Source organism: Pseudomonas sp. 273 (genome assembly GCF_029201425.1).
In the GTDB taxonomy this organism is placed as follows: domain Bacteria; phylum Pseudomonadota; class Gammaproteobacteria; order Pseudomonadales; family Pseudomonadaceae; genus Pseudomonas; species Pseudomonas delhiensis.
In genome coordinates, this window is sequence record NZ_CP116775.1 from 6614205 (window position 1) to 6633303 (window position 19099).

Here is a 19099-nt window from a genome sequence, read left to right on the forward strand (position 1 = left end):
GAACATGAGCAAAGCGAACCTCTACCAGCAATGCCCCGAGGCCGGGGTGAAAGTCGAGACCCCGCTGCACCACGCCGAGCTGGACAAGCTGGCCTCGCGCAGCGTCGCCAATGCGGGCGTCACCCTGCGCGAGAAGAAGCTGCTCGGCCACCTGGTGCTGCGCGGCAGCGCCCATGACGCGGCCTTCGCCGAAGGCGTGCACAAGGCCCTGGGCCTGGAGCTGCCGGTGGCCCTGACCCTGGTGGCCAAGGGCGACACCTCGCTGCAGTGGCTGGGCCCGGACGAGTGGCTGCTGATCGTCCCCGGCGGCGAGGAATTCGCCGTGGAGAAGAAACTGCGCGAAACCCTCGGCGAAGACCTGCACTACTCGGTGGTCAACGTCGGCGGCGGGCAGACCCTGCTGGAGCTCTCCGGGCCGAAGGTGCGCGAGCTGCTGATGAAGTCCACCAGCTACGACGTGCACCCGAGCAACTTCCCGGTGGGCAAGGCGGTGGGCAGCATCTTCGCCAAGTCCCAGTGCGTGATCCGCCACACCGGCGAGGACACCTGGGAACTGGTGGTGCGCCGCAGCTTCGCCGACTACTTCTGGCTGTGGCTGCAGGACGCCAGCGCCGAGTACGGCCTGCAGATCGCCGCCTGATCCCGGCGGGCGGGCCAGCCGGCCCGCCCTCCCGCGTCGCCACCGGAGCCACGCCATGAGCCGCACCCCCGATACCTGGATCCTCACCGCCGACAGCCCGAGCCTGCTCGGCACCGTCGACGTGGTGACGCGCCACCTGTTCGAACAGCAGTGCTACGTCACCGAGCACCACTCCTTCGACGACCGCCTGGCCCAGCGCTTCTTCATCCGCGTGGAGTTCCGCGCCCCTCGGGCTTCGACGAGGCGGCCTTCCGCGCCAGCCTGGCCGAGCGCGTCGAGCCCTTCCAGATGAAGACCGAGCTGACCCCGCCGGGCTACCGCAGCAAGGTGGTGATCATGGTCTCCAAGGCCGACCACTGCCTGAACGACCTGCTCTACCGCCAGCGCATCGGCCAGCTGCCGATGGACGTGGTGGCGGTGGTCTCCAACCACCCGGACCTGGAACCCCTGGCGCGCTGGCACGGCATCCCCTACCACCACTTCGCCCTCGACCCGAACGACAAGGCCGGGCAGGAAGCCAAGGTCTGGCGGGTGATCGAGGAAAGCGGCGCGGAACTGGTGATCCTCGCCCGCTACATGCAGGTGCTCTCGCCGGAGCTGTGCCGCAGGCTGGACGGCTGGGCGATCAACATCCACCACTCGCTGCTGCCCGGCTTCAAGGGCGCCAAGCCCTACCACCAGGCGTACCAGAAGGGCGTCAAGCTGGTCGGCGCCACCGCCCACTACATCAACAACGACCTCGACGAGGGCCCGATCATCGCCCAGGGCGTCGAGGCCGTGGACCACGCCCACTACCCCGAGGACCTGATCGCCAAGGGCCGCGACGTCGAGTGCCTGACCCTGGCGCGGGCGGTGGGCTATCACATCGAGCGGAGGGTCTTTCTCAACGCCAATCGGACGGTGGTCCTTTAAAGCGGCTGCAGGCTGCAAGCTGCAGGCGGGTGCCGCATGTCGAGCCCGCGCCGAACAAGCCCCCTCTCCCGCTTGCGGGAGAGGGTTGGGGAGAGGGGCTCTTGGGGCTTCACTCCCGACACGACTCTGGGTTCCCGCGTTCGCGGGAATGACGACGGGGGAACACCACCCTCCCCCGTCATCCCGCGAACGCGGGGAACCAGCAACAGGCAACACCGACAGACCCGCCGGCTGCCAGCTGTACCCCGGCCCTGTCGCGCAACAGACGACATCCCAGTGCAAAGCCGCGTGGCCGCCGCGCCGCGCATTTGTACCCACAACGACAAAGAGGAATGCGTATGTCTGGCAATCGTGGTGTGGTTTATCTCGGCCCAGGTAAGGTCGAGGTGCAGAACATCCCCTATCCGAAGATGCAGGACCCGCAGGGCAAGCAGATCGACCACGGGGTGATCCTGCGGGTGGTCTCCACCAACATCTGCGGCTCCGACCAGCACATGGTGCGCGGCCGCACCACCGCGCCCCAGGGCCTGGTGCTCGGCCACGAGATCACCGGCGAGGTGGTGGAGATCGGCCGCGGCGTGGAGACCATGAAGATCGGCGACCTGGTCTCGGTGCCCTTCAACGTCGCCTGCGGCCACTGCCGCACCTGCAAGGAGCAGCACACCGGCGTCTGCCTGACGGTCAACCCGGCCCGCGCCGGCGGCGCCTACGGCTACGTCGACATGGGTGGCTGGGTCGGTGGCCAGGCCGAATACGTGCTGGTGCCCTACGCCGACTTCAACCTGCTGAAGCTGCCGGACCGCGAGAAGGCCATGGAGAAGATCCGCGACCTGACCTGCCTGTCCGACATCCTGCCCACCGGCTACCACGGCGCGGTCACCGCCGGCGTCGGCCCGGGCAGCAGCGTGTACATCGCCGGGGCTGGCCCCGTGGGCCTGGCCGCTGCCGCCTCCGCCCGCCTGCTGGGCGCCGCGGTGGTGATCATCGGCGACGTCAACCCGACCCGCCTGGCCCACGCCAAGGCCCAGGGCTTCGAGATCGCCGACCTGTCCAAGGACACCCCGCTGCACGAGCAGATCGCCGACCTGCTGGGCGAGCCGGAAGTGGACTGCGCGGTCGACGCGGTGGGCTTCGAGGCCCGCGGCCACGGCCACTCGGGTTCGCAGCACGAGGCCCCGGCCACCGTGCTCAACTCGCTGATGGGCATCACCCGCGTGGCCGGCCAGATCGGCATCCCGGGCCTGTACGTCACCGAGGACCCGGGCGCGGTGGACGACGCCGCCAAGCATGGTGCCCTGAGCATCCGCTTCGGCCTGGGCTGGGCCAAGTCCCACAGCTTCCACACCGGCCAGACCCCGGTGATGAAGTACAACCGCCAGCTGATGCAGGCGATCATGTGGGATCGCATCAAGATCGCCGACATCGTCGGGGTGGAAGTCATCACCCTGGACGACGCGCCGAAAGGCTACGGCGAATTCGACGCCGGCGTGCCGAAGAAATTCGTCATCGACCCGCACAACCTGTTCCGCGCCGCGTAACCCGCGGCCAACGCTCCGACCGCGGCGTCCCCCGCCGCGGTTTCTCTCCAGGGGAGCCTTCGGGCTCCCTTTTTTTGCGCCGCATTCCCCTGTAGGAGCGCGCCCTGCGCGCGAATCGCGGGCAGGGCCCGCTCCTACGGTAAACATGACGCTCCGTGCCTCAACGGCCCCTCACCCTAACCCTCTCCCGGAGGGAGAGGGGACCGTTCGGCGTGTACGGGGAGGCTAGAGTCAGCCGGAGACAAAGGACTCACAGCCAGCACGCGCCGCATGCTCTTCGTAGGAGCGAGCTTGCTCGCGAACCGCATGGCACCGCGTCTGTTCGCGAGCAAGGCCCTGCCGGCGCAATCGCGGATAAATCCGCGCCTACAGGGATACTCCGTGCCTCAACGGCCCCCTCACCCTAACCCTCTCCCGGAGGGAGAGGGGACCGTTCGGCGTGTACGGGGAGGCTGGAGTCGGCCGGAGACAAAGGACTCACAGCCGGTACACGCCATCCTACGAAAAGCCGTGCTTCCCTGGAAGTGTAGGAGCGGACTCCGTCCGCGATATCCACTGCAGGCCGAGTACGACAGGGACTTCATGGCGCAGCACGGCCGGCGAGCCCGGACTAAGCTGACGGCTCCCCTTTCCCGGAGCCCGCCATGTCGCTGACCCGCCTTCTCGTCCCCTCGTTCACCCACATGCTGCAGAACCTGTCGCAATGGCTCGACAAGGCCGCCGCCCGGGAAAGCGCCGCCGGCAACGACGTCGACGGGCTGATGGCGCAACGCCTGGCGCCGGACATGTACCCGCTGGCCGCGCAGGTGCGCTTCGCCTGCTTCCAGGCGCTGGAGCCGACCTACCGGCTACGCGGCCTGGCCGTTCCGCAGGCGTGGCTACAGGTGCGCAACGACGGCTGGGCGTCGAACGAGCGGCCGGGCACCCTGGCCGAGGCCCAGGCCTGCATCGCCGAAGCACTGGCAGCGCTCGCCGACCTGCCCGGCGATGCGCTCGATGGCCGGCCCGAGGCGCCGATCGCGCTCGACCTGCCCAACGGCATCATCTTCGACATGGACAGCGAGCAGTACGCCCGCGATTGGTCGTTCCCGCAGTTCTATTTCCACTGCATCACCGCCTACGCCATCCTGCGCAGCCTGGGCGTCGAACTGGGCAAGGCCGACTACGTCGCGCACGTGCTGGCCTACGTCCGCCCGGGCACGCTGCCGCAGGGCTGAGGCCGCGGTGCCCGGCTCGCCGGGCACCTGCAGCGGCCGTCAGCGCGCCGCCCAGGCGTTGAAGCGCAGTTCCAGTTCCTCGCCGTGGTCGACCCAGAAGGCCGAGTCCACCGAGCGGGCGCCCTGCAGGTTGGCCGGGGCGGTGGGCAGGGCGGCCTGGACGTCGGCCGGCAGCAGTTCCAGGGTGCCCTTGTGCACCGGGCCATAGGGGATGTTCTCGGAGAACACCTTCTGCGTCTGCGGCTGGCTGGCGAAGGCGATGAATTTCTCGGCCAGGGCCTTGTTCGGCGTGCCCTTGACCACCGCCCAGTATTCCGGGTCGTAGAGGCTGCCCGGCCAGACGATGGCCAGCGGCACGCCTTCCTTCTGCGCGGCGGCGATGCGGCCGTTGTAGGCGGCGCTCATCACCACGTCGCCGGCGGCCAGCCACTGCGGCGGTTGCGCGCCGGCTTCCCACCACTGGATGTAGGGCTTGATCTCGTCGAGCTTCTTGAAGGCGCGGCTGACGCCATCGGCGGTGCCCAGCACCTTGTACAGGTCCTCGGGCTTCACGCCGTCGGCCAGCAGGGCCACCTCCAGGGTGTACTTGGCGCCCTTGCGCAGGCCGCGCTTGCCCGGGTAGTCCTTGACGTTCCAGAAGTCCGCCCAGGAGGTCGGCGCCTTGGCCAGGCGCTTGCTGTCGTAGGCCATGACCATGGACCAGACGTAGGTGGCCACGCCGCACTCGCTGAAGGTGCCGGGGACGAACTTCGACTCGTCGCCGATGGCGGCCGGGTCGATGCGCTCGAACAGGCCCTCGTCGCAGCCGCGCAGCAGCTCGGGGCTTTCCACCTCGACCACGTCCCAGGTGACCTTGCCGACGTCGACCATGGCCTTCACCTTGGCCATCTCGCCGTTGTACTCGCCGGCGATCACCTTGCCGGCGCCGCTGGCATCGAAGGGTTTGAAGTAGGCCTTGTCCTGGGCGGCCTTGGTGGCGCCGCCGAAGGAGATCACCGTGAGATCCTGCGCCTGGGCGGCGCCGGTGGCGGCGAGGACCGCGCAGGCGAGGATGCAATGCAAGGACGATTTCATGGAACGAACTCCCACAGCCGGTTGGCGTTGTTGGTTTGGATTGCTGGGCAGTTGCCGAACGGGCGGCAAAAAGGTTCCACGGCACGGGCCTGCGTGGGCCCGCGGCGTTGTTGTTGTTCGTTTTTCGTAGGAGCGGGCTTGCTCGCGAAGTCCGGCGCAAGATGGATTCCCTCTCCCCCCGCCCTGGCTGCGCGCCCCGCTCCGAAGGGAGAGGGAGCTGTTCGGAGCCGCCGGCTGGATCGGTGCTTACCGGCAGCTCGGGCCTAGGGAGAGGAGCCTTTCCGGCCCTTCGCGAGCAAGCTCGCGCCTACAGGTCGTGCCTTAAAGCACGCCGATCTCCTTCGCGGTGCGGTCCACCGCGATGCGCGTCTTGTCCACCAGCTCGTCCAGCTCGGCGCGGCCGGCCACCAGGGCCGGGGCCATGATCATGCGGCCGAGGGTGGAGCGGATGATCACGCCTTCCTCGAAGCCGATGGTGCGGCAGCGCCAGGCCAGGTCGTTCTCGTTGTCGAAGCGCTTGCGGGTGGCCTTGTCCTGCACGAACTGCAGCGCCGCCACCAGGCCGGCGCCCTGGATCTCGCCGATCAGCGGGTGGTTGCCGAACACCTCGCGCAGGCACTGCTGCAGGTAGGGGCCGGTGTCGTTCTTGACCTGGGTGACGATGCCCTCGTCGCGCAGCGCCTTGAGGTTGGCCACGGCCACCGCCGCCGCCACCGGGTGGCCGGAATAGGTCAGGCCGTGGGCGAACACGCCGCCCTGCTCCACCAGCACCTCGGCGATGCGCTTGCTCAGCACCAGGCCGCCCATGGGGATGTAGCCGCTGGTCAGGCCCTTGGCGATGGACAGGGTGTCCGGCTCGAAGCCGAAGTGCTGGTGGGCCATCCATTCGCCGGTGCGGCCGAAGCCGCCGATCACTTCGTCGGCGCACAGCAGCACGTCGTACTTGCGGCAGATGCGCTGGATTTCCGGCCAGTAGCTTTCCGGCGGGAAGATCATGCCGCCGGCGCCCTGGAAGGGCTCGGCGATGAAGCCGGCGACGTTCTCGGCGCCCAGTTCGAGGATCTTGTCCTCCAACTGCTGCGCGCAGCGGCGGCCGAATTCCCCGGGGGTGAGGTCGCCGCCGTTGGCGAACCAGTAGGGCTCGTCGATGTGGGCGATGTCCGGGATCATGCCGCCCATCTCGTGCATGAACTTCATGCCACCCAGCGCGGTGGCCGCCAGGGTCGAGCCGTGGTAGCCGTTCCAGCGGCCGATCATGATCTTCTTCTGCGGCTTGCCGAGGATCTGCCAGTAGCGGCGCACGGTGCGGATCAGCACCTCGTTGGATTCGGAGCCGGAGTTGGTGTAGATGGCGTGGCTGTAGTGGCCCGGCAGCAGGCTGAAGAGCAGCTCGGACAGCTCGATCACCGCCGGGTGGGTGGTGTGGAAGAACATGTTGTAGTACGGCAGCTGGTCCATCTGCGCGCTGGCCGCGGCGGTCAGGTCCTTGCGGCCGTAGCCGAGCTGGGTGCACCACAGGCCGGACATGCCGTCCAGGTAGCGGTTGCCGTCGTTGTCCCACAGGTACAGGCCCTCGCCGCGCACCATCACCCGCGGGCCTTCGGCGTTCAGCGCCTTCTGGTCGAGGAAGGCGTGGATGTGGTGGGCCGCGTCGGCCGCCTGGTAGTCGCAGGTCTCGCGTTGCGCATTGCGGTTGTCGGTCATCGACTTTCTCCTAGTTCCCTCGGCGGTGCTCCGGCAGCCGGCCTGAGGGGTTGGCAGGGGATCGAGGGCGACGGACTTACCTGGGCAGTCTCACCGGCCGTCTCGAGCGGTTCGCTGGGGCAGAACGGGCCGGCGGTGCGCCGCCGGCCCTGCGCCTGCCCTCAGCGCAGCTGGAACCAGGTGGTTTTCAGCTGGGTGTACTTGTCGAACGAATGCAGCGACAGGTCGCGGCCGAAGCCGGACTGCTTGCCGCCGCCGAAGGGGATCGCCGGGTCCAGGGCATCCACGGTATTCACCGACACGGTGCCGACGTTCAGCCGGCCGGCCACGCGGTGGGCGCGGTTGAGGTCGTCGCTCCAGACCGAGGCGGCCAGGCCGAAGGGGCTGTCATTGGCCAGGCGCAAGGCCTCGTCCTCGCTGTCGAAGGCGGTCACCGCCAGCACCGGGCCGAAGACTTCCTCGCGGGCCAGGCGCTGCTGCGGGTCGACATTCGTGAAGATGGTCGGCTCGATGAAGTTGCCCGAGCCGTTGAAGCTCAGCTGGCGGCCGCCGCAGGCCAGGGTGGCGCTGGAGCCGCGGGTTTCCTCGATGAAGCGCAGGATGCTCGCGGTCTGCCTGGCGTCGACGATGGCGCCGGCGTGGCTGGCCGGGTCCAGCGGGTCGCCCGGGGCCCAGTCGCGGGCCTTGGCGATCAGGCGCTCGACGAATTCGTCGTGGATGGAGCGCTCCACCAGCAGCCGCGAGTTGGCCGAGCAGACCTCGCCCTGGTTGAAGAAAATGCCGAATGCCGCTTTTTCAGCCGCAAGATCGAGGTCGCGGCAATCGGCGAACACGAGGTTCGGGCTCTTGCCGCCACACTCCAGCCACACCTGCTTGAGGTTGGACTGGGCGGAATACTGCATGAAGTACTTGCCCACTTCGGTGGAGCCGGTGAACACCAGGCAGTCCACGTCCGGGTGGAGGCCCAGGGCCTTGCCGGCCTGCTCGCCGAGGCCCGGCACCACGTTCAGCACGCCCTCGGGCAGGCCGGCCTCCAGGGCCAGCTCGGCCAGGCGCAGGGCGGAGAACGGCGACTGCTCGGCCGGCTTGAGCACCACCGAGTTGCCGGCGGCCAGGGCCGGGGCCAGCTTCCAGGCGGCCATGTCGAGGGGGAAGTTCCACGGCACCACGGCGCCGATCACGCCCAGGGGTGCGCGGGTGATGGTGGCCAGGGCGCTGGGCGCGGTGGGGGCGACCTGGTCGTAGAGCTTGTCCAGGGCCTCGGCGTACCAGGAGAAGACGCCGGCGGCGCCGGGCACGTCGATGTTCCAGGCGTCCATCACCGGCTTGCCCATGTTCAGCGAGTCCAGCAGGGCCAGCTCGTCGCGGTGGGCCAGCATCAGCTCGGCCAGCTTCAGCAGCACGGCCTTGCGCTCGCGCGGCGCCATGCGCGCCCAGGGGCCCTGCTCGAAGGCGCGGCGGGCGCTGCGCACGGCGGCGTCGACTTCGGCCGCGCCGCAGGCGGCGACGTTGGCCAGCAGGCGGTTGGTGGCCGGGTCGATGGAAGCGAAGGTGGCGCCGTCGGCGGCGGCCACGCGGCGGCCATCGATCAGGGCGGCGTCGATGAAGGTCTGGCGGGCTGCACGCTGCTGCCAGTCGCTGAGTTGATACACCAGGGCACTCCTGCTCACGAGCAATTATTGTTTTGTTCTGTGGTGCCCTGATGGTCGCGCATGCCCCGGCGGAGGAAAAATATTAAATATGTCTTCGGGGTATATGAAAAAGCTGGGCAGGCGCGCACCGGCAAAGTGCGCCATGCTGGGTTATGGTGCGGCACCTGGAGGCGCTTCGACGCCCACTGGCGCATGCCGGCGGGCCCGAACCTTGCTTCCCGATGAACCGATGACACAACGAGAGCGCGCACGCCACCGGCGAAGCCGCGCCATAGAGGTCTTGCAGTGGCTTCCTATACCTTGCGGCAACTGAAGTATTTCGTGACCACCGTGGAGTGCGGCAGCGTGGCCGAGGCCTCGCGCAAGCTCTACATCGCCCAGCCGTCTATCTCCACGGCGATCAAGGGCCTTGAGGAGAGCTTCGGCGTGCAGCTGTTCATCCGCCACCACGCCCAGGGCGTGTCCCTCACCCCCAGCGGCGCGCGCTTCTACCGCAAGGCCCAGGAACTGCTGCGCATGGCCCACGAGTTCGAGCAGAACGCCCTGGCCGACAACGACGTGGTGGCCGGACAGATCGACCTGGCCTGCTTCGAGACGGTGGCGCCACTGTACCTACCGCGGCTGATCGCCGGCTTCCGCGAGCGCTACCCGGGGTGGAGATCCGCATCCGCGACGGCGAGCAGCAGGAACTGGTGCAGGGCCTGACCTCCGGGCGCTTCGACCTGGCCCTGCTGTACCGCCACGACCTCGACGGCACCATCGAGACCGAGCCGCTGATGCCGGCGCAGCGCCCCTACGCCCTGCTCCCGGCCGACCACCGCTTCGCCCACCAGGCCCAGGTGTCGCTGCGCGACCTGGCGCTGGAGCCGATGATCCTGCTCGACGTGCAGCCCAGCCGCACCTACTTCGTGAGCATCTTCGAGGAACTGGGGCTGACGCCGAACATCGCCTTCAGCTCGCCCTCCATCGAGATGGTGCGCGGCATGGTCGGCCAGGGCTTCGGCTTCTCGGTGCTGGTCACCCGGCCGCATTCGGAATGCACCTACGACGGCAAGAAAGTGGTGATGGTGAACATTGCCGAGGACGTCAGCGCCTCCGGCCTGGTGGCCGCCTGGCTCAAGCGCGCGCAGTTGACCAAGCCGGCGCGGCTGTTCGTCGACTATGCCCGCGAGGAACTGAGCGGCGGGGTGGTGTCAGAGCCCGCACACAAGCCTTCGTAGGATGGGTTGAGCGGAGCGATACCCATCGCCACGACCGCATGGGTTTCGCAAGTTCAACCCATCCTACGGGGCTGAATGCCAACCCTTGTAGGAGCGGGCCCTGCCCGCGATTCGCGCGCAGGGCGCGCTCCTACAGGGGAATGGCGTGGGTGAGGCGGCGTAGGAGCGGATCTCATCCGCGAATCGCGCCGGAACCTCCGGCTATCGCGGACAAGGTCCTACGTTGCAGGCATGGCTTCTCGTAGGAGCGAGCTTGCTCGCGAACAGATTCCGTTGCGGGGCTCATTCGCGAGCAAGCTCGCTCCTACGAAGAGCCGCCGGCCCCTACCCTCTGTCCAGCACCGCTGCCCCGCGGCCGGCACAAGCGCTACAATCCCCGGCCTTTTCCGTTGTCCGGCTTCGGCCCCTCGTCATGCTTGTGTTGAAAACCCGCGTGCAGCGCCTGGTGGCGCTGGCCCTCTCGATCCTGGAACGCTACCCGCGGCTGATCGCCCTGTTCGGCTTCTGCTCGGGGCTGTTCAGCTTCATGATGGTCGACCGCCACCGCGCCGGCTTCGCCCGCGTCATGGCCATCGTCATGCTGATCAGCTGGCTCTGGCTGATGCTGGAGAACCTGCTCACCCAGCGCTTCAAGGAGCGCTTCGGCTGGTCGGTGCCGCCGGGGCTGCTGCGCTACGCGACCCAGCTGATCCACCAGGAAAGCCTGTTCTTCGTCCTGCCGTTCTTCTTCGTCACCACCACCTGGAACAGCGGCCAGGCCCTGTTCACCGGCGCCCTGGGGCTGGCCGGGCTGATCGCCATCACCGACCCGGTCTACTACAAGTGGCTGGCGCCGCGGCGCTGGACCTTCCTCGGCTACCACACCCTGACGCTGTTCGCCGTGCTGCTCACCGCGCTGCCGCTGATCCTCCAGCTGAGCACCCCGGAAAGCTACCGCTGGGCGCTGGGCATCGCCGTGGCGCTGTCCTTCCCCAGCCTGGTGGTGTCGGTGGGCATCCACAAGTGGTGGCGCTGGTTCGCCCTGCTCGGCCTGACCCTGTGCATCGGCGTGGTCGGCTGGTTCGGCCGCGCCTGGGTGCCGCCCTCCACCCTGTGGCTGGCGGAAATGGCGGTCACCGAGCAGTTCGACAACAGCCAGCGCACCCCCGGCGACAGCGTCGAGCAGGTCAGCGCCGCGCAGATCCGCAGCCAGGGCCTCTACGCCTACACCGCCATCAGCGCCCCGCGCGGCCTGGACGAGCGCATCTTCCACGTGTGGCGGCACAACGGCCAGGAAGTCGACCGCATCGCCCTGGACATCCACGGCGGCCGCGAGGCCGGCTACCGCGCCTGGACGCACAAGCAGAACTTCCCCGGCGACCCGGTCGGGCGCTGGCAGGTGCAGGTGCTCACCGAGGTCGGCCAGGTGATCGGCACCCTGCGCTTCGAGGTCACGCCCTGACCGCCCGGTTCGCTTGACCGCGCCCGGGCCGCTCCCCTAAAAGGACCGGATACCCGCGCCGAGAGCACCGAGCATGACCGATTCCGCCCTGCACCCCTTCGACCGCGCCCTGGCCCTGGAGGCCGATGCCGGCGACGCCGACCTGTTCCACGGCCACACCAGCGACGACTACTGGAACATGGTCGGCCCCTTCGGCGGCATCACCGCCGCCACCCTGCTGCAGGCCGTGCTGCGCCACCCGCGGCTGCTCGGCGCGCCCATCGCGCTGACGGTGAACTTCGCCGCCGCCATCGAGGCCGGCGCCTTCGCCGTGCGCGCCACGCCGATCCGCACCAACCGCTCCACCCAGCACTGGCTGCTGCAGCTGAGCCAGGTCGACGCCGACGGCGTGGAACAGGTCTCCACCACCGGCACCGCGGTCACCGCCCTGCGCCGCGAGACCTGGAGCGAGCTGGACCTGGTGCGCCCGCAGGCCGAGGCGCCGGCGCAGACGCCGCCGCTGAACACCAGCGGCAAGGGCGTGGCCTGGGTGCAGCAGTACGAGATGCGCGCCATCGACGGCGCCTTCCCCAGCACCTGGGACGGCAGCGGCGAGCACAGCCGCACCCGCCTCTGGCTGCGCGACGCCCGGGCGCGGGCGCTGGACTTCCCGGCCCTGGCGGCGATGAGCGACATCTTCTACCCGCGCGTCTGGCTGCGCCGCGCCACCCCGGTGCCGGCGGGCACCGTGTCGATCACCACCTACTTCCACACCGACGCCGCGCAACTGGCCGAAGTCGGCAGCGGCTACCTGCTCGGCGAGGCCCGCGGCCAGGCCTTCCGCAACGGCTACTTCGACCAGGCCGCGGAGCTGTGGAGCGAGGCCGGCGAGCTGCTCGCCACCAGCAACCAGATCGTCTACTACAAGCAGTGACGGCAGGGGCCGGGCGCCGCGGCGCCCGGCCTTGGCAAAAAGCCAGCATGGTTACAAAAACGTAAGATTGCATCGCTATAAACGACGGCCACTTCCAGAAGAAAAAAGGTCGTCGCCATGTCGTTCAAGCCTTCCCCGCTGGCGTTCAGCATCGCCCTCGTCTTCAGCGCCGGCGCCCACGCCGCGCCCGCCGGCCCCATCGTCATCAGCACGCCCAGCACCAGCAAGCAGACCCTGTCCGGCCAGACCAGCCTGCAGGTCACCAGCAGCGGCAGCATCACGGCCAGCGACAAGACCGTCGCCCTGAAGGACGCCACCAGCGGCACGGGCGTGGTGGTCGACAACAGCGGGCAGATCACCGCCACCGCCGGCCGCGCCATCGAAAGCTCGGGCAACACCGCCACCACCCGCGACTACCAGATCTACAACCGCGCCGGTGCCGGCATCAGCGCCACCGACGACGCGGTGCGGGTGAAGGACGGCTTCGACAACGGCAGCCTGCTGCTGGACAACGCCGGCACCATCCGCTCCACCGGCGGCGGCCAGGCAGTGGACTTCGACGACCTGCGCAGCGGCGTGCCGGTGACCATCGTCAACCGCGCCGGCGGGGTGATCCACGGCGACGCCAACGACGGCATCCGCCCCGGCGCCAACGCCACCATCAGCAACTACGGCGAGATCAGCAGCGGCGACATGATCGACGCCGACGCCAAGAACGACGGCATCGACTTCCAGGACGCCGAGGGTGGCACCGTGGAGAACCACGGGCTGATCTCCGGCGGCCGCCACGGCATCACCACCGACGTCGGCGCCACCCTGGTCAACTACGCCGACGGCGTCATCATCGGCCGCAACGGCTCGGGCTACGGCTCCGACGGCAACGGCACCGTCACCAACTACGGGCGCATCACCGGCGCCTACAACGGCCTGGTGCCCGATGGCGACGGCGATGGCGTGGACATCGACCTGATCGGCCACATCGAGAACCACGGGATCATCGAAGGCTCGGGCGCGGCAGGCGTCGACAAGGGTGGTCAGCCCAACGGCAGCGAGGGCATCGCCATGGGCGGCGGTAGCGTCTACAACGGCGCCGGTGCCCTGATCAGCGGTGCCAGCCGCGGCATCCTGGTGGACGACGGCTCCGCCGGCAGCGGCTACGGCGCCACCACCCTGGAGAACCACGGCACCATCGAAGGCCTCGCCTCTACCGGCGTGACCCTGGTGGGCGACTTCGCCGACAACGTCATCAACGACGGCCTCATCCACGGCGGCAACGGCATCGCCCTGGAGTTGGGCGGCGGCGACGACAGCCTCACCCTGCTCGCCGGCAGCCGCTTCGAAGGCCTGGTGGACGGCGGCGATGGCCGGGACCTGGTGGCCTTCGACGACGCCCGCGGCGGCAGCTTCGGCCAGAGCCGCGGCTTCGAGCGCCTGGAAGTGCGCCAGGGCGCCTGGACCCTCACTGGCGCCGGCGACTTCAGCGAAGGCGGCGAGGTCTTCGCCGGCGCCCGGCTGACCAACCAGGGTGGCATCGCCGGCAGCCTGCAGGTGGACAGCGGCGCCAGCTACGCCGGCAGCGGCAGCGTCGGCGGCCTGGACGTCAGCGGCACCCTGCTGGCCAACCCGCAACAAGGTGCCGCCCAGGTGACCGGCGACCTGGCGCTGCGCAGCGGTTCGACCCTGGCCTACGGCGTGGAGGCCGACGGCAGCCATGCCACCCTGCAGGTGGACGGCCACGCAACCCTGGACGGCGCGCGCCTGGCCCTGCAGGCCGGCCCCGGCAACTACCCCTGGCAGAGCAGCTACCAGGTGCTGAACGCCAACGGCGGCGTCGACGGCCGCTTCGCCGAGGTCAGCAGCAACTTCGCCTTCCTCACCCCGAGCCTCAGCTACGGCACCAACAGCGTGGACCTGCAGCTGACGCGCAACGACGTGCAGTTCGCCGACCTGGCCAGCAGCGGCAACGGCCGCGCCGCCGCCAACGCCCTGCAGGGCCAGGGCCTGGGTACCCTGTACGACGCGCTGATCACCAGCGACGCCGGCAACGCCGGCCGCGCCGTGGAACAGCTGGCCGGCGCCAGCAACGCCAACCTGGCCGCCGCCACCCTGGCCGGCAGCCAGGCGGTGGGCAGCGCCATGCTCGGCGCCCTGCGCCAGCTCGGCGGCGGCCTGCTGGTGGCCAGCGACGACCGCGATACCCCGCAGCTGGCCGCCCTTGGCGTGCCCAGCGAAGCGCGCAACCTGAACGACCCCAACGCCGCCGGCCGCCTCTGGCTGCAAGGCATCGGCAGCCACGGCCAGCTCGACGGCGAACACGGCAGCGGCGACCTCGACCAGAACACCGGCGGCACCCTGCTGGGCGCCGACTGGGCAGTGGACGGCCACTGGCGCCTGGGCGTGCTGGGCGGCTACTCGCACACCGACCTCGACGGCCAGGGCGGCACTGCCGGCGACATCGACAGCTGGCACCTGGGCACCTACGCCCTACGCCAGGACGGCCCGCTGGCCCTGCGCCTGGGCGCGGCCTACAGCAGCCACGACGGCGAGAGCAAGCGCCGCGTCGAGTTCGACGGCTTCAGCGACCGCCCCAGGGGCAACTACGACGCCCACGGCTGGCAGGCCTTCGCCGAGGCCGGCTACCAGCTCGGCGAAGGCCGCCTGAGCGCCGAGCCCTACGCCAACCTCGGCTACCAATACTACAAGCGCGATGCCTACGACGAGAAAGGCGGCGCCGCGGCCCTGCACGTGGACGAGCAAAGCCAGCACAACTTCAGCAGCACCCTCGGCGTGCGCACGGCCTGGCTCGCCAGCCTGGACAACGGCATGAGCCTGACCCCACGCCTGGGCCTGGGCTGGCGCCACACCTACGGCGACCTGGACAGCAGCACCCGCCAGGCCTTCCTCGCCGGCGGCGGCGCCTTCAGCGTCCAGGGCACCGCGCTGGACCGCAACAGCCTGCTGCTGGACCTGGGCCTGGACCTGGGCCTCTCGGCCCGCCACAGCATCGGCCTGGCCTACAGCGGCGAGAAAGGCAGCCAGGCGCAGAACCATGCGCTGGTTGCGCAGTGGCAGATGGTGTTCTGAAACGCCGCGTAGGGCGTATAACCGTTCGCGGTTATACGCCGTTTCACCTTGGCCCAGCCACGAGCCAGGGTCGACCTGGGGTGAACTTCGGCCGTCGCCCAGGTCAGCCTCGGAGTTAGAGACAAGTCTGGTGTAGCGGCGTACAACCGCGAACGGTTGTACGCCCTACGGCTGGTAAAGGGTCTACCGGCTGGGCTCGGGTGCTTGAGCTGAAGAGCGCCCTCTCCCTAACCCTCTCCCTGAAGGGAGAGGGGACCGTTCGGAGTGCGTGGGTATTCCTGAGTCAGCCGGCAGCGCTGAAGGTTTCCGGCTGAAACCATTCCTCCTCTCGGCACGGACAGGCCCCCTCTCCCTTCAGGGAGAGGGCTGGGGAGAGGGTACGGAACCGATCCAGCGCACAAGAACCGCCGGCTAGCTCGCCCCTACAAAACCTCCTCATCCTCCCCCGGCAACTGCTCATCCAGATGCAACCAAGGCACCCGGCTCTTCACCCAAACATGCCTTTGCGGCGGCGCCACCTCCGGATGATCAAAGGTCGCCACAGTCACATCCAACGTTTCCGGCGTCCGCTCCGTCTCGAACACCACCTGCGCCCCACAGTTCCCACAGAACAACCGCCGATTGCCCGGACTCGACACATAGCAGGCCGGCTCCCCCTTCAACCAACGAAAGCTACTACGCGGCACCGTCGCCCAGGTGACCACGATGCCGCCGCTGCTGCGCCGGCAGATGGAGCAGTGGCAGTGGCCGACGTCGTCCAGCTCGGCGGTGAATTCGTAGCGCAGGGCGCCGCAGTGGCAGCCCCCCTGGTGGGTCTGGCTCATGGCCGGGTTCCTCAGTCGTATTCCGCTGCCTCGTGGTCGCCCAGCAGGCGGCGCTGGCGGGGTGTGCAGGCGGCCAGCACTTCGGGGTCGAAGCGCCAGTCGAGATAGGGCGAGAACTTCTGCGCCACCATGCGCCGGCCATAGTGCACCTGCAACAGGTAGCGCGTGCGCTGGCTCAGGTTGCGGCTGCCGGAATGCCACAGCTCGCTGCGGAACAACAGGCAGTCGCCGGCGCGGCACAGCACCGGCTCGGTCGCCCTGCCCCGCCAGCTGCGCTCGTCCGGGCGCGGCGCGCGGCCGGCGCGGTGACTGCCGGGAATCACCCAGGTCGGGCAGAGTTCATGGTCTATGTCGTCGAGGTAGACCTGCGCCGTGCAGATGAACATCGGCAGCTCGAAGCCGCCCAGCAGCAGCGCCTCCGGCAGGCGCAGCGGCAGGTGGTCCAGGTGCATGTCGCTGCCGATGAAGCCGGGGTGGCAGCGCCAGGCGGTCTGGCCAATGACGTGGCAGTCCTCGCCCAGGGCCGCCTCGGCCACCTCGATCAGCCCTGGGGGTCGAGGTACGCCAGCCAGCGCGGCGAGCGGTTGAACACGCACTTGTAGTGGTCCACCAGGCCCTCGTAGTCCCAGTGGATCGGCCGCAGTCCGTCGATCAGCCCGCGCACCTCGGCGACCTGCACGGCCTCCAGCAGGCCGGGCAGCAGTACGAAGCCATCCTCGTGCAAGGCGTGCAGCGCGTTCATGCTTCCAGCCCTCCCCTGCCCAACTGCGCCTGGGCCCGCTCCAGGGCGGCGAGGAAGGCGCCCAGGGCTTCGCCGGGCTCGGCGCCCTGGCGCGTCACGCAGTGGAATTCCGAGTGGTAGGCCAGCTGCGCCGGGCGGATCGCCCGCAAGCGCCCCTCGGCGGCCCAGGCGGCGGCGTAGGGCGTCGGCAGGTAGCCGATGAAGGTACCGCTGAACACCAGGTTGGCGATGGCCTCCATGCTGTAGGCGGTGGTCGTGCGATTGAACACCAGGCCGTGGGGGCGCCGGCTCTCGGCCATGTAGCCGCGGCCGACGTAGTCGGCGGCGCAGATCGCCTCCAGGCCCGGCTCGTCGTCGGCGCGGGCGAAGAACGGGTGGCCGGGGGCGCAGTAGAGGTTCTGCTCTTCGCTGAACAGCAGCTGGTAGCGCAGCCCGGACAGGCGATGGTGGAAGGCGCCGATGGCCAGTTGCAGGCCCTCCTCCAGCACGGCGTTCTCCAACTCGTCCGGGCGCTGGGTGTGCAGGTTCAGGCGCACGCCGGGGTTGTCCTGGCGGAACAGGCGGATGGCCAACGGCAACGGCCAGCAATGCTGCCCGACCACGCCGTCGACGCAGCCCAGGTACAGGGTCTCGCGGTCGCGCCCGCCAAGACCGGTGACCTGCTCGCGAAAACGCTCGATGTCGACGAACAGGCCCTGGGCCGCGTCGTACAGTTCCTGCCCCTCCTCGGTGAGCTGGAAGCCGCTGCTGCCGCGGCGGCACAGCGAATAGCCCAGGCGCAGCTCGAGGTCGCGCACCAGCACGCTCAGGCGCGACAGGCTGGTGTTCAGGCGCACCTGGGCGGCGGTGAAGCCGCCGGCCTCGACGATGGCGCAGAAGGTGCGCAGCAGGCGCAGGTCGATGTCGGAAAGGTTGCCGAGCATGAGGGTTCTCGCGGCGGCGGGCGCAGGTCTTCGTTATAGCCCCGCGGGCGCCGCCGCGTGAACCCCCGCGGCGGTCAGCGGCGTTGCGCGAGGGCGTCGGCGAGGATGCACAGCAGCTCGAACATCATGGTCGCGCCGACCAGCGCGGTGGCGCCGCCCAGGTCGAACGGCGGCGAAACTTCCACCACGTCCGCACCGACCAGGTTCAGGCCCTGCAGGCCGCGGACCATGTGCTGCGCCTGCAGCGTGGTCATGCCGCCGATCTCCGGGGTGCCGGTGCCGGGGGCGAAGGCCGGGTCGAGCACGTCGACGTCGAAGCTGACGTAGGTCGGCCCGTCACCCACCACCCGGCGCGCCTCGGCGAGTGTCGCCTCGACGCCCAGCGCGACGAACTCTTCCATGTGGATGACACGGATGCCGCATTCCTTGGCGAAAGCCTCGTCGTCCGCCGAGTACACCGAGCCGCGGATGCCGATCTGCACGGTGCGCCGCGGGTCCAGCAGGCCCTCCTCGATGGCGCGGCGGAACGGCGTGCCGTGGGTGTAGGGGTTGTCGCCGAAGTAGCGGTCGTTGGTGTCGGAATGGGCGTCGAAGTGGACCATGCCGATCGGCCGCTCGGCGGCCAGGGCGCGGAAGATCGGCAGCGTCACCAGGTGGTCGCCGCCCACCGACAGCGGCACCGCGCCGGCGGCGTGGATTCGCCGGTAGAAGCCCTCGATGCGCTTGAGCGCGTCGAGCAGGTCGATGGGGTTCACCGGGGCGTCGCCCAGGTCGCCGACGCGCACCAGGTCGTAGGGCGCGATGCGGCTGACGTGGTGCACCTTGCGCATCAGGCTCGACTGGTTGCGCACCTCGCGCGGGCCATGGCGGGCGCCGGCGCGGTTGGTGGTGCCGCCATCCCAGGGCACGCCGACCAGGGCGATGTCCACCTGGGCCGGGTCCTCGAAGATCGGCAGGCGCATGAAGCTGGGGATGCCGGCGAAGCGCGGGACCTCGGCGGCGTCCACCGGTTGCGGGAAGTCATGGGGCACGGGGTCGTCTCCTGGTCGGGAAGGGCTGTCCGGCTAGCCTGGACCACCCCGTGGCGGCGGCAAATCCCGGATGCGGCAACTCGACTTGCGCCGCCGCGAAAGTGCCTTGCAGGCCGCGCCACCCGGGCGTTTCAGCCCAATTCTGGCGAAACCGCGGCGCAGCCTCCTCCGGTTTGCCTCCCCT

The 19099-nt window shown here is 69.3% G+C and carries 12 protein-coding genes and 3 pseudogenes; 8 read left to right on the plus strand and 7 right to left on the minus strand.

Going from position 1 to position 19099, the window contains the following annotated elements:
• Positions 1-4 precede the first annotated feature (4 nt).
• From soxG to PKO50_RS30300, 4 genes and pseudogenes are all read left to right on the plus strand, one after another.
• Positions 5-640, plus strand: a complete 636-nt coding sequence (gene soxG, locus PKO50_RS30285) for a sarcosine oxidase subunit gamma family protein (RefSeq protein ID WP_275628073.1) — start codon at positions 5-7, stop codon at positions 638-640.
• A 55-nt stretch (positions 641-695) separates the two neighbouring features.
• Positions 696-1552 (plus strand): annotated as a pseudogene (locus tag PKO50_RS30290) (formyltetrahydrofolate deformylase).
• Positions 1553-1890: 338 nt separating this feature from the next.
• On the plus strand, positions 1891-3090 hold the full coding sequence (gene fdhA, locus PKO50_RS30295) for a formaldehyde dehydrogenase, glutathione-independent (RefSeq protein WP_109934634.1): 1200 nt from the start codon (positions 1891-1893) through the stop codon (positions 3088-3090).
• A 644-nt stretch (positions 3091-3734) separates the two neighbouring features.
• Positions 3735-4307 carry a DUF1993 domain-containing protein gene (locus PKO50_RS30300; RefSeq protein ID WP_275628074.1) on the plus strand — a complete coding sequence of 191 codons (573 nt, stop codon included), beginning with the start codon at positions 3735-3737 and terminating at the stop codon, positions 4305-4307.
• Positions 4308-4346: 39 nt separating this feature from the next.
• Here PKO50_RS30300 and PKO50_RS30305 read toward each other — a convergent pair whose 3' ends face one another.
• The 3 genes from PKO50_RS30305 to PKO50_RS30315 all read right to left on the minus strand — a co-directional run bounded on the left by PKO50_RS30305 (position 4347) and on the right by PKO50_RS30315 (position 8737).
• Positions 4347-5381, minus strand: a complete 1035-nt coding sequence (locus tag PKO50_RS30305; RefSeq protein ID WP_275628075.1) for an ABC transporter substrate-binding protein — start codon at positions 5379-5381, stop codon at positions 4347-4349.
• Between the two features lie 321 nt (positions 5382-5702).
• Positions 5703-7085 (minus strand): aspartate aminotransferase family protein, encoded by a 1383-nt coding sequence (locus PKO50_RS30310; RefSeq protein ID WP_275628076.1) that lies wholly within the window; start codon positions 7083-7085, stop codon positions 5703-5705.
• A 161-nt stretch (positions 7086-7246) separates the two neighbouring features.
• Positions 7247-8737 (minus strand): aldehyde dehydrogenase, encoded by a 1491-nt coding sequence (locus PKO50_RS30315; protein WP_275628077.1) that lies wholly within the window; start codon positions 8735-8737, stop codon positions 7247-7249.
• A gap of 285 nt (positions 8738-9022) precedes the next feature.
• Between PKO50_RS30315 and PKO50_RS30320 the strand changes: the two are divergent.
• The 4 genes and pseudogenes from PKO50_RS30320 to PKO50_RS30335 all read left to right on the plus strand — a co-directional run bounded on the left by PKO50_RS30320 (position 9023) and on the right by PKO50_RS30335 (position 15395).
• Positions 9023-9957: pseudogene (locus PKO50_RS30320) on the plus strand (LysR family transcriptional regulator).
• A gap of 412 nt (positions 9958-10369) precedes the next feature.
• Positions 10370-11398 carry a DUF5924 family protein gene (locus tag PKO50_RS30325; protein WP_109934367.1) on the plus strand — a complete coding sequence of 343 codons (1029 nt, stop codon included), beginning with the start codon at positions 10370-10372 and terminating at the stop codon, positions 11396-11398.
• Positions 11399-11471: 73 nt separating this feature from the next.
• The gene (locus PKO50_RS30330; protein ID WP_275628078.1) at positions 11472-12311 is read left to right on the plus strand and encodes a thioesterase family protein; all 840 of its coding nucleotides are present in this window, start codon (positions 11472-11474) and stop codon (positions 12309-12311) included.
• A gap of 117 nt (positions 12312-12428) precedes the next feature.
• On the plus strand, positions 12429-15395 hold the full coding sequence (locus PKO50_RS30335; RefSeq protein ID WP_275628079.1) for an autotransporter outer membrane beta-barrel domain-containing protein: 2967 nt from the start codon (positions 12429-12431) through the stop codon (positions 15393-15395).
• 422 nt (positions 15396-15817) lie between these two features.
• On the opposite strand, the gene PKO50_RS30340 is transcribed toward PKO50_RS30335, so the two are convergent.
• The 4 genes and pseudogenes from PKO50_RS30340 to speB all read right to left on the minus strand — a co-directional run bounded on the left by PKO50_RS30340 (position 15818) and on the right by speB (position 18915).
• Complete coding sequence (locus PKO50_RS30340; RefSeq protein WP_275628080.1) at positions 15818-16219, minus strand: GFA family protein; 402 nt, start codon at positions 16217-16219, stop codon at positions 15818-15820.
• Between the two features lie 11 nt (positions 16220-16230).
• Positions 16231-16961, minus strand: a pseudogene (locus PKO50_RS30345) (phytanoyl-CoA dioxygenase family protein).
• On the minus strand, positions 16958-17884 hold the full coding sequence (locus PKO50_RS30350) for a LysR family transcriptional regulator (protein ID WP_275628081.1): 927 nt from the start codon (positions 17882-17884) through the stop codon (positions 16958-16960). The pseudogene PKO50_RS30345 and the gene PKO50_RS30350 overlap by 4 nt, the downstream one beginning before the upstream one ends.
• Before the next feature lie 74 nt (positions 17885-17958).
• Positions 17959-18915: an agmatinase gene (speB, locus tag PKO50_RS30355; RefSeq protein WP_275628082.1), complete on the minus strand. Its 957-nt coding sequence runs from the start codon at positions 18913-18915 to the stop codon at positions 17959-17961.
• Between the last annotated feature and the right edge of the window lie 184 nt (positions 18916-19099).

Excerpts from the sequence above, each read along its gene's own strand:
- soxG (WP_275628073.1), top strand. The coding sequence starts at position 5 with ATGAGCAAAGCGAACCTCTACCAGCAATGCCCCGAGGCCGGGGTGAAA.
- fdhA (WP_109934634.1), top strand. The coding sequence starts at position 1,891 with ATGTCTGGCAATCGTGGTGTGGTTTATCTCGGCCCAGGTAAGGTCGAG.
- PKO50_RS30300 (WP_275628074.1), top strand. The coding sequence starts at position 3,735 with ATGTCGCTGACCCGCCTTCTCGTCCCCTCGTTCACCCACATGCTGCAG.
- PKO50_RS30305 (WP_275628075.1), bottom strand. The coding sequence starts at position 5,381 with ATGAAATCGTCCTTGCATTGCATCCTCGCCTGCGCGGTCCTCGCCGCC.
- PKO50_RS30310 (WP_275628076.1), bottom strand. The coding sequence starts at position 7,085 with ATGACCGACAACCGCAATGCGCAACGCGAGACCTGCGACTACCAGGCG.
- PKO50_RS30325 (WP_109934367.1), top strand. The coding sequence starts at position 10,370 with ATGCTTGTGTTGAAAACCCGCGTGCAGCGCCTGGTGGCGCTGGCCCTC.
- PKO50_RS30330 (WP_275628078.1), top strand. The coding sequence starts at position 11,472 with ATGACCGATTCCGCCCTGCACCCCTTCGACCGCGCCCTGGCCCTGGAG.
- PKO50_RS30335 (WP_275628079.1), top strand. The coding sequence starts at position 12,429 with ATGTCGTTCAAGCCTTCCCCGCTGGCGTTCAGCATCGCCCTCGTCTTC.
- PKO50_RS30340 (WP_275628080.1), bottom strand. The coding sequence starts at position 16,219 with ATGAGCCAGACCCACCAGGGGGGCTGCCACTGCGGCGCCCTGCGCTAC.
- PKO50_RS30350 (WP_275628081.1), bottom strand. The coding sequence starts at position 17,884 with ATGCTCGGCAACCTTTCCGACATCGACCTGCGCCTGCTGCGCACCTTC.